12 protein-coding genes and 1 pseudogene are annotated in these 14,669 nt (G+C 52.2%); 8 read left to right on the forward strand and 5 right to left on the reverse strand.

Features of this window, described 5'->3' with window-relative positions:
* Nucleotides 1-33: 33 nt before the first annotated feature.
* A complete protein-coding gene (locus tag DW088_RS14505; protein ID WP_158574717.1) occupies nt 34-1,536 on the forward strand; it encodes a sodium:solute symporter family protein in 1,503 nt (500 codons plus the stop codon).
* 867 nt (nt 1,537-2,403) lie between these two features.
* The gene (locus tag DW088_RS14510; protein WP_118361646.1) at nt 2,404-2,976 is read left to right on the forward strand and encodes a recombinase family protein; all 573 of its coding nucleotides are present in this window, start codon (nt 2,404-2,406) and stop codon (nt 2,974-2,976) included.
* Nucleotides 2,977-3,273: 297 nt separating this feature from the next.
* On the opposite strand, the gene DW088_RS14515 is transcribed toward DW088_RS14510, so the two are convergent.
* Together DW088_RS14515 and DW088_RS14520 are read right to left on the reverse strand one after the other, a co-directional pair.
* Entirely contained in the window at nt 3,274-4,065 is a 792-nt protein-coding gene (locus tag DW088_RS14515) for a helix-turn-helix domain-containing protein (RefSeq protein ID WP_118361648.1), read from the reverse strand.
* A gap of 18 nt (nt 4,066-4,083) precedes the next feature.
* Entirely contained in the window at nt 4,084-5,130 is a 1,047-nt protein-coding gene (locus DW088_RS14520; RefSeq protein WP_118361650.1) for a LacI family DNA-binding transcriptional regulator, read from the reverse strand.
* A 551-nt stretch (nt 5,131-5,681) separates the two neighbouring features.
* Here DW088_RS14520 and DW088_RS14525 point away from each other — a divergent pair.
* The 5 genes from DW088_RS14525 to DW088_RS14545 all read left to right on the forward strand — a co-directional run bounded on the left by DW088_RS14525 (nt 5,682) and on the right by DW088_RS14545 (nt 11,461).
* Nucleotides 5,682-6,701, forward strand: a complete 1,020-nt coding sequence (locus DW088_RS14525; RefSeq protein WP_118361652.1) for a sugar ABC transporter substrate-binding protein — start codon at nt 5,682-5,684, stop codon at nt 6,699-6,701.
* Between the two features lie 100 nt (nt 6,702-6,801).
* Nucleotides 6,802-8,289 (forward strand): sugar ABC transporter ATP-binding protein, encoded by a 1,488-nt coding sequence (locus DW088_RS14530; protein ID WP_117491890.1) that lies wholly within the window; start codon nt 6,802-6,804, stop codon nt 8,287-8,289.
* 17 nt (nt 8,290-8,306) lie between these two features.
* Nucleotides 8,307-9,293: an ABC transporter permease gene (locus tag DW088_RS14535; RefSeq protein WP_117491888.1), complete on the forward strand. Its 987-nt coding sequence runs from the start codon at nt 8,307-8,309 to the stop codon at nt 9,291-9,293.
* Nucleotides 9,294-9,433: 140 nt separating this feature from the next.
* Nucleotides 9,434-10,450 carry a Gfo/Idh/MocA family protein gene (locus DW088_RS14540; protein ID WP_117752216.1) on the forward strand — a complete coding sequence of 339 codons (1,017 nt, stop codon included), beginning with the start codon at nt 9,434-9,436 and terminating at the stop codon, nt 10,448-10,450.
* 138 nt (nt 10,451-10,588) lie between these two features.
* The gene (locus DW088_RS14545) at nt 10,589-11,461 is read left to right on the forward strand and encodes a sugar phosphate isomerase/epimerase family protein (protein WP_118361654.1); all 873 of its coding nucleotides are present in this window, start codon (nt 10,589-10,591) and stop codon (nt 11,459-11,461) included.
* A 105-nt stretch (nt 11,462-11,566) separates the two neighbouring features.
* On the opposite strand, the gene DW088_RS14550 is transcribed toward DW088_RS14545, so the two are convergent.
* The 3 genes and pseudogenes from DW088_RS14550 to DW088_RS14565 all read right to left on the reverse strand — a co-directional run.
* Nucleotides 11,567-12,088 carry a DUF4367 domain-containing protein gene (locus DW088_RS14550; RefSeq protein ID WP_118361656.1) on the reverse strand — a complete coding sequence of 174 codons (522 nt, stop codon included), beginning with the start codon at nt 12,086-12,088 and terminating at the stop codon, nt 11,567-11,569.
* A gap of 113 nt (nt 12,089-12,201) precedes the next feature.
* Complete coding sequence (locus DW088_RS14555; protein WP_118361658.1) at nt 12,202-13,455, reverse strand: ATP-binding protein; 1,254 nt, start codon at nt 13,453-13,455, stop codon at nt 12,202-12,204.
* Between the two features lie 205 nt (nt 13,456-13,660).
* A pseudogene (locus DW088_RS14565) lies at nt 13,661-13,807 on the reverse strand (GntR family transcriptional regulator); the annotation flags it as partial.
* Between the two features lie 415 nt (nt 13,808-14,222).
* On the opposite strand from DW088_RS14565, the gene DW088_RS14570 reads away from it, so the two are divergent.
* Nucleotides 14,223-14,666, forward strand: a complete 444-nt coding sequence (locus DW088_RS14570; RefSeq protein WP_118361662.1) for a hypothetical protein — start codon at nt 14,223-14,225, stop codon at nt 14,664-14,666.
* Nucleotides 14,667-14,669: the final 3 nt, after the last annotated feature.

Genomic DNA, 14,669 nt, shown 5'->3' on the forward strand with positions numbered 1-14,669 from the left:
AATATGCAAAACGAAGGAGGCAATGATGAAAAGATGAAATGGGACATTATTATCTGCGTTGTGGTATTCAACGTAGCAGCCATGCTGATTGCCGGCTGGTATACCAATCGCAGTAATAAGAAGCAGAATCAAACTTTGGATATGGCAACCGGCGGACGCAGTCTAGGTGCGTTTGCGGTCGGTTCAACGCTTTGTATGACGCTGCTAGGCAGCGGCAACATCACCGGCACCTATGAGGGCGTTTACACAACCGGACTTTCCGTTCTCTGGCATTCCATGGGCAACGGCTTTGCCCTGTGTCTCGGTGCGGCAAGCATTATGATCTGGGCTCGTCGCATGCGTGTTACTACAACAGGCGAAATGCTGACAAAACTGTACGGAAAGGTGCTTGCCGTTATCGTCAGCGCCTTCAATATCGTAGTCGGTTTTGCGGTAGCCTGCTGTGAGATTCAGGCGCTCGGCATTGCGATCAACGCGGTAACCGGCATGGAACTGCGTTCGGCAGTTATCGTGGCTACGATCCTTGCATTGATGTACATCCTGATCGGTGGCATGAAGCAAGGCGCACTGCTCAATCAGGTCTTTATCGTTGTGCTGTATATCGGTGTTATTCTGGTATTTATCATGGTCGGCAAAATGCTGCCCGACGGAAGCTATAACTCGATCCGCGATTACTATGCGGCGAACGGCAAGATGGAAATGTTGTCGATCACCGGTGGAATGCAGCATTTCTTTACGATCGCGCTGCCGCTTGTCATGTCGAATTTCTTCTGCCATATGTCGGGACAGTATCTCATGCAGACTGCCTGCTCCGCAAAGAGCGAAAAGGCAATCCGCCACACCGTATGGTGGGTCGGACCGGTCAATTGTATCGTAGCCGCAACTTCGGCCGTTGTTGCACTGGTGGCAAATACCATGCCGGCATATGAACATCTGGATGCCAAGACCCAGACCATGGCTATGCTGGTAGGCGAGCTGCCGCACTGGCTGGTTATTGTGTTCCTGATCGCCTTTACCGTCGGTATTCTTTCCACCTTTGCAAGCTTTGTAATGAGCAGCGCTACAACGATCACAGTTGATTTCGTTGCGCTGTATCGTCCGAATATGACCGGCACCGAAAAGAACCGTTATATCCGCATTGGTCTGGTCGTCAGTGCGGCGATCATCGCTATTCTGGCACAGTTCCTGCCTACGGTCATCGTACTGTTCCAGTGGCTGTTTGCACAGATGCTGCCGATCATCTTCTTCCTGATCATCGGTCTGTTCTGGAAGCGCAACACCGGTCTGGCGGTTGCAACGATGGCATTGACCTGGATCGTTACCAATGTCTGGACCTTTACTTCTCTGCCAGCCGTACTCGGCATGGAAAACATCAATATGATCTGGATCATTCTTGCAATCACACTGATCATGCAGATCATCGGCAATCTGATCCTGCCGGGTCGCAAGGGTTATTTCCGCAGTGATGACTGGTTCGAGTCCGAACAGTTCGCAATCTATGAACGTGAAAAGCACGGTCTTTCGGAGGTAGAGTAAATGGATTTAGGATATGTATTTGTAGCGCAAGCCTTTGGCATTCAGTTGATCTGGGCGCTTGCTGTACTGCTGCTGGAGAAAACCGTATTCCGTCGTCTGGGACAGAAAAGAGGGAAGTAACAATGGGTGAAAATTTCCTGATGATGCTTCTCGAAGCATTGATCGCGTTTTTTGTGATCGTCGGTATGATCGGCATTCGCAAGGAGAAAAACCGCAAATAGTCCATAAAAATATTGCTATACTCGATAAAGCAGCCAGTGCCCTGCCAAAATTGGCAGGGCACTGGTGTGTTGCGTGCTATCTAAAAGAAGGTCCGGACTAGTACAGCAATCGCAGGATCAAGGCAAAATTGAAGGACTTGCCGCCTGCTATTCACAGACAGCAAACCCTTTCGGCAGCTTGAACCATTTTTGCTTTGAAATATTGTCTGACTTCATCTGTTCCGGCGAGAGTACGCAGGCGTATTGACAGCAAAGTTTGCACGCGCAAATGATCGCTTTTTGCCGTGAAACTACCGCCCGATCTTACCGGGTCGCGGTAATTGACTTTACAAAATTGCAGAATATGAAATGATTTCTGCTGTTTTTAAGCAGTTTTATCCGATTATTGATCAAAATGATAATCAAATCGCCGTTTTATTTTGCCCTCTCACACGGGCGGTACTACCGCCTTTGTGGGAGGGCGTTTTTACCGCATGATTTGCGGCTTTGGAGATTCAAAATGAAATGCCAAAAACTTATGTTCTGGTTCCAAAACTGAAAACTTCCGACACCGGTTGCAAAACCCGGTGGCATAAGCTATAATATGGGTATCAAAACCTATATTCAAAACTCGCGGTGTCAAAACCGTGAAAACGGAGGGATTGGCATGATATTCGGCTACGCGAGAGTATCCACCAAAACGCAGGCGCGCGACGGCAACAGTCTGGACGCGCAGCAGGCGGCGCTGACGGCAGCGGGCGCGGAAAAAATCTACACGGACACCTTCACCGGCACGAAGATCGAGCGCCCGGAGTTCGACAGGCTGCGGGCGCAGCTGCGGCGCGGCGATGTGCTGATCGTCACCAGGCTCGACCGGCTGGCGCGGTCGGTGTCGCAGGCGTCCGGCATGATCACCGACATGATCGACGAGGGCGTGACCATCAACGTATTGAACCTCGGTATCCTGTCCGACGACTCGGTCAACACGCTGCTGCGCAACGTGCTGCTGTCGTTCGCGCAGTTCGAGCGCGACATGATCGTGCAGCGCACGCAGGAGGGCAAGGCGGTCGCGCGCGCAACCGACCCCGATTTCCGCGAGGGCCGGCCGCCGAAATTCGACACCGAGCAGCTTGACCATGCGATGACTCTGCTTGAGGACCATTCCTACGCGCAGGTCGTCAAGCTGACCGGCATCAGCAAGTCCACGCTCATCCGGGAGAGAAAGCGGCGGCAGGCGTGACGCCGCACGGCGCTATATACAATAAGGTATTCGTGCGGAGCGACGCAGGCAAAACAACCGAGCGGCTGAAAATGCAGTCGCTCGGTTGTTTTGCGTATGATTCAGAGGTTTCCGCCGTCTTGATTATTTAGACCACGGAAACCGGATCGGAACGCCATGGCAACTCTGTATAATTTCCCCTTCTATTTTCCGACAACCAGACAAAAAGAAAGGCACTGTGTCTAAATCACAGTGCCTGAGGCTGCTCGGAAAACGTTAGTTTTTCCAACCGCCTCTCGATCCCATAAAGTCGTTTCCTCAAGCCAGCATATCCGGGCGTTCGCCAATGACCTCGCGGTATCGAACTGGCGATACCCCCACCAGACGCTTGAACATCCGGTAAAAGTAATTGCGGTTGATCATGCCGACCCGACCGCCAATATCGCCCGCACTGTCCTCCGTTGTGCGGAGCAGATGCTGCGCTTCCCCGATCCGGCGGCGTACCATATACTGAATGGGCGGCAGGCCGAACTGCGCCTTGAACATATGGATCATGTGGCTGGTCGAAACGTGAAACCGATTGGTCAGCTCGGTCAGCGAAAGCTCATCGGCAAAGCACAGGTTCAAATGCTGCAATACCTCGGTTGCAAGCGAAAACGCGGCATCCGGCGCACACAGCTCGAAGCCATGCGCCATAGGCGCCATCTGCATCAGCAGCGCATCTAAAAGCGGTGTCCGGGCGGCAGCCGTGGTCTGTTCCGAGTAGAGCAGCTGCAGCAACGTCCATGCCGGTGTTCCCTGTAACTGCGGAAACTCAAACATCGCCTGTCCGTCATCCGCGGCGGAAAATTCCAGCATCAGACAGGGTGCCTGTACGAACGGCAGCTCGTGACAGACATTCGGCGGCAGCAGCAGCGCACTGCCGGGTTTGATCGGCAGACAGCGGTGCTCGGTCCGCAGAATGATCTGCTCCCCGTCTGCAGCAAGCGAAACAAACAGCACCCAATCCTCCGAGGCGCAAGGCAGATAGTTGCCGCCCTTATCCTGCGGATGAATCACACATTGCTGCGTTAGTCTGACACGGCGAAATGTCGGAAGCAGAACAGACATAATACCTCCTGACCCGGATTAAAGCAAATTTTCGATATTGTGTCGCAGTAGCACCCGAATATCGGTATGGTAAAACTCCTTCGGCGGCTGCTGTTTGAGTTGAATGTAATCAGCCAACAGGGACAGCGGCAGTGCGCCCTGCTGCACCGCATCCTGTCCGATGACAAAATCCGCAACACCGCGCCGAAGCTCGTACAGGTTGGCGGGGATCTCATCGTGCATGATCAGGTGCACCCCCCGTGCGCGGCCGGAATCGACCAGCGCACTGCATACGCCCGCATAACCCGGTGTGATCGCGTAGATACCGGTCAGATCGGGAATCTCCTGCAGCAGACGGAGCGTATGCTCGTAAACCACATTGCTGTCATCGTTCGGCAGCATGACCTCCCGCAGCTGAAGCGACGAATCGGGGGTAAGCAGCTCCTCCTTAAAGCCCTTCAGACGTTCGCGGAACGCACTGTGATACATCCAGGACGAACTGATCGTAACCACCGTGCCGCTCTCCCGCGTCACCAGACGCATCAGCTCGGCCACTGTACGGCCGGAAGAAAGGTTTTCCTGCCCGACATAGCACAGCCGACGGATGTTGGGAAGATCGGTGTTAAACGTAACGACCGGTATTCCGCGTTGGTCGATCAGCTCATTGATCTTGGTTTCGACCAGCAGACAGTCGAGCGGCGTGATCGCCAGCGCACTGATATGATGCTGCTCGACCAGCTCCTCGATCATCGAGACCTGCTCGACCGGATCGAGCGAGGGCGACAGCCGGAAGATGACCTCCACGCTGAACGTAGCCAGACGGCGGGCTTCGCGCCGGGCGGCATCCAGAACGATCTGCATGAACGGAGTCTGCACCGAAATAATGATCACGCCGATGCGGATCGGATGCGATGCGCGGGACAGTGCCAGTCCGGCACGGTTGGGGGTGTAGCCATATTCGTTGGCTACCGCCTTGATCCGCTCCGCCACCGCAGGGCGAACATTTCCTTTATTATGGAGTGCCCGATCGACTGTACCGCGGGACACACCGCAAATCTCAGCAATTTGATTCAGGGTAATTGCCATATGATATCACCTCTGTCAGAACGGTTCTTTCCCGTTTTTATAGTTAAAGCATAACATAATACCCCTAATAAGTCTATATCTAAAGTGAATAAAGCGGTATTCACAATATTGTGCACGTGTACGGATTTTGCTTATTCGAGCCGTGCACGCAAAAATGCACTCTTTTCCGGACCCTCCGTGTTTTGTTCATATTTTCGTACAATGTATCTTCTGCAAACGCCATAAAACAAGCAAAATACATGAAATATTAAACAAATACCGAGTTGTTATGAGATTGAACTAACAGCCGGATCCTGCATCTGAGGCGGGTAGTTTTGCATAAGCGATTCCCCCGCTCTGTCGTGCAAAGCCTATAAAATCACAATTTTGTGCAGACAGAATCACCAGTTTTCACAGGATTCGTATGTGCGGTTTGGTGAAAATTCAAAAAGCCGGTTGACGCACATCGAAAAAGAGTGTAAAACTAAATCAAGACAAGCGTAAATCGCATTTTTCCAAAATGTGAACGTGTACGGCTAAGAAAAAAGTTGAGAAAGATGAGGTAAAAGCAAATGAAAAAAAGACTTTTCGCAGGATTGATTGCATCGGCAATGATGGCATCCATGCTGGCAGGCTGCGGCGGCAGTTCTGGTTCGAATGGCAACGCACAGGGTGGAGACAAGGCATCGGGCGATGGCTATAGCATGACGCTGATTATGTCGCTGCGTGATGAGTTCCTGAGCACGTTGGAAGCTGGCTCAAAGTCGGCGGCTGATGAGCTTGGCGTTACGCTCGCTTCGCAGGACGCACAGAACGATACCGGCAAGATGCTCCAGTTTATCGAATCTGCTAAAAATGCAGGCGATGACGCAGTGCTGATCAATCTGGTAGATGCCGCAACGGCACAGCAGTGCATCGAGGCTGCCGGTGATATGAAGGTTGTTTTCGTTAACCGCGCACCGTCCGATACCAGCGTTCTGGAAGCAGGCAAGTCCGTAGCGGTTGTTTCCAATGAGAACACCTCCGGTTACTATCAGGGTGAATTTTTGGCTAATTACTTCAAGGATAAGGGTAAGACCGAGATTAAGTATCTGATGCTGCAGGGCACGCTGGGTCTGGTACATACTGAACAGCGCTCCGCTTCCGTACTGAAGGCATTGGAGGACAATGGCATCAAGGCAACGCAGGCGGCGGCTCCGCTGGTTGCAGATTATGACCGTGCAAACGCAATGGACATGATTTCTCCGCTGCTGGGCAACACCGAATTTGACTGCATCATCGCGAACAACGATGCGATGGCACTTGGTGCGGTAGAGGCGCTGAAGGCTAAGGGCATGGATCCGACTTCGATCCCGATCGTTGGCATCGATGCAACGGTAGATGGTATTCAGGCAATCAAGGATGGTACGCTCGCGATGACCGTATTCCAGGATGCCAACGGTCAGGGCTATGGCGCTGTGAAGGCTGCAGTTAATCTGATCGAGGGCAAGGCAATCAACGATGGTACGAATTATGAAACCGATGAGACTGGCAATATTTGCTGGGTACCGTTCGAACCTGTTACCCCGGACAATGTAGCAGATTACGAATAAGCACACAGTCAGGAGGAAAGGGACATTGAAACGATGTCCCTTTCCTAAATCAAACAAGATAATGGGGTGAAAAGCAGTGAGCCAAGAATATATCCTCGAAATGACCGATATTGTCAAGGAATTCCCCGGTGTACGCGCACTGAAAGGCGTACAGCTCAAGGTGCGGCCCGGTACCGTTCATACGCTGATGGGCGAAAACGGCGCAGGCAAGTCTACCTTGATGAAATGTCTAATCGGCATTCATCCGCCTACATCCGGCAAGATTGTATTTGAAGGCAAGGAGATCCAGTTCAAAAATACGCTTGAGGCACTGAATTCCGGCATTTCCATGATCCATCAGGAGCTGTCTCCGGTTCCCGAGCGCAGCGTTTGCGAAAACCTGTGGCTGGGACGCGCACCGCGCAAGGGACTGATCATCGATCATAAAAAAATGCGGCAGGACAGCATTGAGCTGTTCAACAAGCTGAATCTGGACGTTGATCCGGATGAGAAGATGGGTAACCTGACCGTTGCAAAGATGCAGATGGTTGAGATTGCCAAGGCTGTATCCTATGACAGCCGTATTGTTATCATGGACGAGCCTACGTCCTCGCTGACCGATGCAGAGGTCGAGCATTTGTTTCGCATTATTGCAGAACTCAAGGAAAAAAATGTTGCTATCATTTATATCTCGCACAAAATGGACGAAATCTTCCGGATTTCGGACGATATCACGGTTTATCGCGACGGCGAATACATCGCTACGGATCGCGCGGAAAACCTTAATGTAGACAAGGTTATTCAGTTGATGGTTGGACGCGAAGTGAACAACATGTTTCCCAAGGTAGAGTGTCCGATCGGGGAAACCATTCTTAAAGTGGAAAATTTGTCTGCCGGCCGCGCAGTTAAAAATGTTTCGTTTGAACTGCATCGTGGTGAAATTCTGGGTATGGCGGGTCTGGTCGGTGCGGGCCGCACCGAGACGGCGGAAGCAATCTTCGGCATGCGCCATATGACAGGCGGCAAAATCTATAAAGACGGTCAGGAACTGCACATCAAGTCTCCTGAGGATGCGATCGCCAACAAGATTGGCCTGCTCACAGAGGATCGGCGCGGCAACGGTATTGTCGGCTTGCTGAGCATTCAGGATAATACGGTGCTGGCAAACCTGAAAAAGTACGGATTCCCGCTGAATCATAAGAAAATGCGCGAAGACACCGAAGAATACGTTAAAAAACTCAACACCAAAACGCCGTCTATCGAAACGCCCATTCAGAATCTGTCGGGCGGCAATCAGCAGAAGGTGCTGGTTGGGCGCTGGCTGCTGACCAATCCGGATATTCTGATCGTTGACGAACCGACACGCGGTATTGATGTTGGTGCAAAGGCAGAGATTCATTCGCTTATCACAAAGCTTGCCGGTGAGGGTAAGGCCATTATCATGATTTCGAGTGAGCTGCCCGAGGTCATGGGTATGTCCGACCGTATCGTAGTTATGCACGAAGGCATTATGACCGCTATCCTGGATCGCAAAGACTTCTCGAGTGAGCTGATTCTCAAATATGCAACCAGCGAGATACCATATCAGCCTGCTGCGGATGAACAATAAGAAAGAAGGTACATGGTATGCAGAAAACATTTAATACGAAGAAATTCTTGTCCCAGAATTCAATCTGGCTGGTATTGATCGTGTTGGTCATCATTATGAGTATCGCACAGCCCAGCTTTTTCTCGGTGGATAACCTGCTGACACTGCTCTCCGGTGAGGCAGTCAAGGGTATCATGGCCTTTGGCGTTATGTTCGCAATCCTTTCTAAAGGTATCGACCTGACGATCGGCGCATCCGCTGCGTTAGTTGCGTGCATCACCGCTTCGCTCGTGCAGCCAGAAGGCTATGCAAATGCCATTCTGCCGGGTGTGGGCACTCTGCCAGCTCCGTTGGTTATCCTGATTGGTCTGGCACTTGGTGCAGGCATTGGCGCAATCTACGGCGCGATCATTGCTTATACCAAAATCCCGCCTTTTATCGCTACTCTCGGTGCACAGTTGATTTGCCGTGCAGGTGCTAAAATGTATACGAACCGTCCGGTTTCTAACCTGTCTGAGCAGTTCCGTTTCCTGGGTGCGTACCGTATTGGCGGCGTATTCCCAATCATCATCGTTGTTTTTTTCGTAATGTTCGCAATCTCGGCATTCCTGCTGACCCAGACACGCTTTGGTAAGAACGTATATGCTATCGGCGGCAACGATCAGGCGGCCCGCGTAGCTGGTATCAATGTTGAGAAGAACCTGATTCTGGTTTACATCTGGTGCTCGCTGTGTGCTGCTATCGCTGGTATGCTGCTGGCAGGCCGCGCAGGCTCTGCGGATCCGGCAAACTCCGGTTTGAACTACGAGCTGGATGCGATTGCGGCAGCAACGGTAGGCGGCACCTCTCATACCGGCGGTATCTGCCGTGTATCCGGTGTTCTGGCAGGTATCCTGATCCTTGGCGTTATCAATAACGGTCTGGTTATGCTGAAGGTAGACGATAACATGACCAACATTGTCAAGGGCGTTATCATTGTCGGTTCGGTTGTACTCGACATGCGCAAGAACGCAAAGCGCGCGTAAAACAGACACACACAATCTCTCTTCTCTTTCCGAGTTTTCAGGGGTCGCAGCAATGCTGCGACTCCCGAAATACTCGCACATAATCCATTAGACTTGAACTCTGCCGTACAGCGGCATATTTTGAAAGGATGAGCTTTATCATGGAAAATCTGAACATTGCACTGATCGGCTGCGGCATGATCGGCCGTGAGCACATCGAGCGTATCCAGAACCGCATCCGCAATGCACGCATCGTTGCTGTATGCGACGTATTTGAAGAAGGTGCAAAGAAGGGCGCTGAGATCGCCGGCGCCGGCACCAAGGTTTACACCGATTTCAACGAAGCAATCAACGATCCGGACGTAAACGCTGTTGTAGTTACCACCCCGGGTCAGTTCCACAAGGGTCCGGTTCTGGCAGCGATCAAGGCCGGCAAGCCGGTATTCTCCGAGAAGCCGCTGGCTAACACCGCTGCTGACGGCAAGGAGATCGTTGAGGCCGAGATGGCAGGCGGCAAGCACCTCGTACAGGTTGGCTTCATGCGCCGTTACGACCGCGGCTACCGTCAGGTTAAGGAGCTGATCGATTCCGGCAAGTTCGGTGCCCCGATGGTAATCAAGTGCACCCACCGTGCAGACGGCGTTGCCGATGACTACACCACCGCAATGGCTGTTACCGATACCGCAATCCACGAGATCGACGTTCTGCCGTGGCTGGTAAACGACGAGTGGGACGAGGTTCAGTGCATCATGCCGAAGACCAACAGCAAGGTTAAGAACGCGCTGAAGGACCCGCAGATCATGATCATGAAGACCAAGGGCGGCATCATCAACATGCTCGAGGTAAACGTAAACTGCGGCTTCGGCTACGACATCAACTGCGAGGTTGTATGTGAGAACGGCGTTGTAAACCTGCCGTGCCCGTCCTTCCCGACCGTTCGCTACGCTAACGAGGTTTCCACCAAGATCGAGGACAACTGGATCCTGCGCTTCATCGATTCTTACGATGTAGAGATTCAGGACTGGGTTGACCACGCACTCAAGGGTGAGACCGGCGGCTCCTCTGCTTGGGACGGCTACGTTGCATCCATCACCGCTGACGCTCTGGTTAAGTCCCAGACCTCCGGTGTGCCGGAGAAGGTTGTTACCGGCGGCACCCCGGACTTCTACAAGAAGTAATCCACCTCATATTTTCTATTCATTGCTACTCACTCGCAAGGGCGGCCGAGCTTCCTGCTTTACTGCCCTTGCATATCACCTTAACCACTATACCGCGTTTTACAACGTGAAATTCATACGTTAAAAGGAGTTACTGCTATGAAAATCGGTTTTAACGAAGGCTGCAACCGTTTCTGCGAAAACCACTCCGTACTCGAAGACCTCGACCTGTGCGAGAAGTACGGCTTTGACTACATCGACATCCAGTCCGAGTGCCTCGACCGCGAGATCGCTGCCGGCAAGTACACCATCGACGATCTGGCTGCATGGTTCGCTGACCCGAAGCATCACCTGAAGATGCTGTCCTACAACGCCCTGATCTTCTTCAACATGAAGCAGACCCAGGAGGAAAAGGACGCCGTTATGGCAAAGCTCGACCAGATCATCGCAGACTGCAACAAGCTGGGCTGCAAGATGATCGTTGTTGTTCCGTCCATGGATCTGACCGTTCCGGCTACCGTTGACGAGATCAAGGCTGATGCTGTTGCAGTCCTCAAGGAGATGGTAAAGAAGGTTGAGCCGCACGGCATCAAGCTGTCCATCGAGTTCTGCGGCGCACCGACCATGTCCATCAACCGCTTCGAGTACGCTTACGACATCGTTACCGAGGTAGATCATCCGCTCGTCGGCATCACCCTCGACCAGTACCACTTCCATGCAATGGCTTCCGAGTGGGCTGCTCTCGAGAAGGCTGACGGCAAGAAGATTTTCGTATGGCACCTGAACGGCATGGAGAATATGCCGTGCGGCGCTGCTTACAACAACGACGAGAAGCGTCTGTGGCCGGGCGAGCCGGGCGACTGCCTCGACCACAAGCGTTACGCAGATACCCTCAAGAAGATCGGCTTTGAAGGCGACGTTTGCACCATGGAGGTGTTCCGTCCGGACTACTACAAGCTGTCCAACGAGGAGAATATCAAGAAGGCCGCTGAGGTTACCAAGGCACATGTTGCAAAGTACTGGGCTGACTAAGTTCATAGCGTGAAGATTGAAGAGTGGAGAGCGAAGCGCTTTCCACTCTTTTTCTGTATAACTGTAAAAGAGAAAGAGTGGAGAAAATCTCCACTCTTCACTCTTTTATAAGGCGCTGCTGACTACCGCCGCGACCTCTGTCTCACTGATTCCCTGCTCCGAGGACACAGAGTAAGCAAAGCCGCCATTCGACCACGTTGCCACATTCACCTTATCATTACCGCGCAGTTCGACCGAAACGCCGTTCACATCCACGGTTTTCTTGCTGGAATAGGTGTTATAGTCGCCGGAGTTATCGCCTTCGCCGCGGCTTACGCGGTACACGAGCGTATCATCGCCCTTCACATAGAACACCTCAGCCAGCTCGCCGGAAATGTCGATATACGCATCTGCCTGATAGCCAGCGGGTACGGTCGGCGTCTTGATGTCAAAGCCGACTGCCTTTGCAAGCTCTGCAAGGGACTCATAGCTGGTCAGCGGATTCGGAATCTGTGAAGAATCGCCGTCTTCGGTCTTGGCATCCGGGTCAATAATGATGGTGTCGCCGCCGGTCTTTACGGTTGCCGGGTCGTTGCCGCAGAGCGATACGAACAGGTTGATCGGAACATAAAAACGTAAAATACACATAGATACAGCGGCGCCTCTACCATTTTGGTACGCTTCCGCAGATAAAAACACGACAGTCCGGCTTGTCTGTCTGCCTCGGCGGCAGCGCTCATTTTCAATTATGCGGTATTGCCTTAAAACTCCAGACTGTCTGCGTTTAGGAGAAAATACTTCATGCCCATGATAACGAAGCCTTCATCGTTGCGCCACGGTTTGCGGACGCCGTTTACGATGACGATTTTCTTGAACGAGTCCGGGATATGGCGGAGCGAGTTGAATTCCTGCGCCTGCTTCTCCTCCGAGGTGAGGTCGTAGGCAACCTGGATATAATATCGCTGACTCGCCTGATTGACGACGAAATCGACTTCGAGCTGCTTGCGCAGGCGTTTGCCGCTGCTGTCCCTGCCGAACGTTTCAACGATGCCCACATCGACATGATAACCGCGAATGCACAGTTCATTATATACGATGTTCTCCATGATGTGAGTCGGCTCCTGCTGACGGAAATTCAGCCGGGCGTTGCGCAGACCGAGATCAGTGAAGTAATATTTGAGATTGGCACCGATATACTTGCGCCCTTTGATGTCATAGCGCTGCGCCTTCTCGATCAGAAAAGCATCTGCCAGAAAATCAATGTGCTGTGAAATGGTCTTGTTGGTGTAGCTCATCTGGCGCTCGCTTGCAAAGGTGTTCGCAATTTTAGACGGGTTGGTCGGCGCGCCGATCGCAGATGCCAGAACGTCAACCAGAATGTTGATCTCCGCATCGTTCTGAATGCGGTTGCGCTCGATTACATCCTTCAGATAGACGTTAGCAAAGATGTTTTTCAGATAGTCGGCCTTCTGGCGTTCGTTCTGAAAATTCACCACCTGCGGCAGACCGCCGTAGAGCATATATTCGTCCCAGGCATCGTCAAAGTCGCCGTCCCAGACCGAATAGAACTCTGCAAACGACAGCGGATGAATGCGTATCTCGTCACCGCGGCCGCGAAATTCGGTCACGATGTCGCTGGAAAGAAACTTGGAGTTGCTGCCGGTCACATAGACGTCGATATTGCTCATGCGCAGCAAGCTGTTCAGAACTTCCTCAAACCGGGGCATGAACTGCACTTCATCGAGCAGAAGATAATACGGCCCGTCGCCGCGCATGGCATCCGTGATATAGCGGAAGCATACCTTGGGGTCGCGCAGATCCTCGTTCTCGATGCCGTCCAAAGCGATCTCGATAATATGATCCTCCGGAACGCCGCTTTCAAGCAGATACCGCTTGAATATGGTGAACAGCAGATAGGATTTTCCGCAGCGCCGTATGCCGGTGACGATCTTGATCATGCCGTTGTCCCTGCGCTCGATCAGTTGGTTCAGATATGCCTCTCGCCGGATCTCCATGCAATCACTCCTATTTTTTGTGCCATGCACGTTTTTTAGTAATATCATTGTAGCATATCAGCTTTGACCGCGCAATCGGTGCAGTCCTATTTTCTGCGGCACAGAACAGATTTATGTATCGCGCCTATTCGCCGAAAGGACGGAAATCGAAGGTCGATCCACGAGTGCTGTTCAAGGTAATGGTGTACGGATATCAATGTGGGATCTATTCCAGCCGGAAGCCGGAAGAAGCGTGCCGGTATCGAATAGACTGTGTGCGGCTGATGCCAAGCTGTGCGGAAAGTGCTTCTTCGGTAAGCTGTTCGCCCGGCTTGAGTTCTCCGGTCAGAATTGCCTCGCGCAGCATCTGATAGGCTTTATCCGAAAAGACTCCCTTTTCTTGAGTGCCTGTAAAGCCATTCTACTACTCCTTTGCTTAATTCAATGTATACAGTACACAGAATGCACTTTGAATCGTCAAGTATAAAATATGCACCAAAATAGAAATGCACCGCAACCTAACGTTATAGCGTTATAACGTTATAACATCATAGCTTTTTAACGTTATAACTTTACATAACAAAAAAGTCCTGCATATCGACCCATCAAGGCGGTTGATCGAGGAAATACCGGTCGGCTGCGGGCAGCCGCAGATCATAAAGAGAACGTTCACACGGCATGGATCAAGCGCCGCGCGTATATCCCAGACAGTAATTTTTAGTCTGAGAAGTTCAAAATCCGCCTTCCTTGCGAAGATCAAAACGCAGGTTTCCCGCATCCGTAAAAACGTGTGTGTTAACAAAAAGGACAAGCCGCGTGCCGTCCGCCGCAGGCTGCGCAGGCAGATCGAGCAGCAGATCAACGCCGTCACGCTCCGCCGTCAGTTTGGCAGCGAGCTGACCGGAACGGTCGTGACGGCAGTCTGCAACATCAAGTACGCAGACAAGCTGTTCATCAAGGGCGCTGCGGTCACGCAGGAGCGCCGCGAAACTGTCGCGCAGATGATTTCCTCGGAAAGCGTGGAGCGCTTCCTCGACAGCACCACGCTGGATTTCAGCCGCATCAAAAACCCGGCCTCCTACTTACAGACCGCGCTGTTCGCTTTCCTCGAAAAGCAGTGCAGCACGGACTCCTCCCCTGCCGACGAAGCACCGGACAAGCCGCTGGCCGACTGGGAACTGGAGTGGTTCGAGCGCGTAAAAGCAAAACGCCATTCGCAGGAAACCGAATAACCT

This window comes from Butyricicoccus sp. AM05-1 (assembly GCF_003474415.1).
In the GTDB taxonomy this organism is placed as follows: Bacteria; Bacillota; Clostridia; order Oscillospirales; family Butyricicoccaceae; genus Agathobaculum; species Agathobaculum butyriciproducens.

Excerpts from the sequence above, each read along its gene's own strand:
- DW088_RS14550 (WP_118361656.1), bottom strand. The coding sequence starts at position 12,088 with ATGTGTATTTTACGTTTTTATGTTCCGATCAACCTGTTCGTATCGCTC.
- DW088_RS14540 (WP_117752216.1), top strand. The coding sequence starts at position 9,434 with ATGGAAAATCTGAACATTGCACTGATCGGCTGCGGCATGATCGGCCGT.
- DW088_RS14510 (WP_118361646.1), top strand. The coding sequence starts at position 2,404 with ATGATATTCGGCTACGCGAGAGTATCCACCAAAACGCAGGCGCGCGAC.
- DW088_RS14530 (WP_117491890.1), top strand. The coding sequence starts at position 6,802 with ATGACCGATATTGTCAAGGAATTCCCCGGTGTACGCGCACTGAAAGGC.
- DW088_RS14555 (WP_118361658.1), bottom strand. The coding sequence starts at position 13,455 with ATGGAGATCCGGCGAGAGGCATATCTGAACCAACTGATCGAGCGCAGG.
- DW088_RS14545 (WP_118361654.1), top strand. The coding sequence starts at position 10,589 with ATGAAAATCGGTTTTAACGAAGGCTGCAACCGTTTCTGCGAAAACCAC.
- DW088_RS14520 (WP_118361650.1), bottom strand. The coding sequence starts at position 5,130 with ATGGCAATTACCCTGAATCAAATTGCTGAGATTTGCGGTGTGTCCCGC.
- DW088_RS14505 (WP_158574717.1), top strand. The coding sequence starts at position 34 with ATGAAATGGGACATTATTATCTGCGTTGTGGTATTCAACGTAGCAGCC.
- DW088_RS14515 (WP_118361648.1), bottom strand. The coding sequence starts at position 4,065 with ATGTCTGTTCTGCTTCCGACATTTCGCCGTGTCAGACTAACGCAGCAA.
- DW088_RS14525 (WP_118361652.1), top strand. The coding sequence starts at position 5,682 with ATGAAAAAAAGACTTTTCGCAGGATTGATTGCATCGGCAATGATGGCA.
- DW088_RS14535 (WP_117491888.1), top strand. The coding sequence starts at position 8,307 with ATGCAGAAAACATTTAATACGAAGAAATTCTTGTCCCAGAATTCAATC.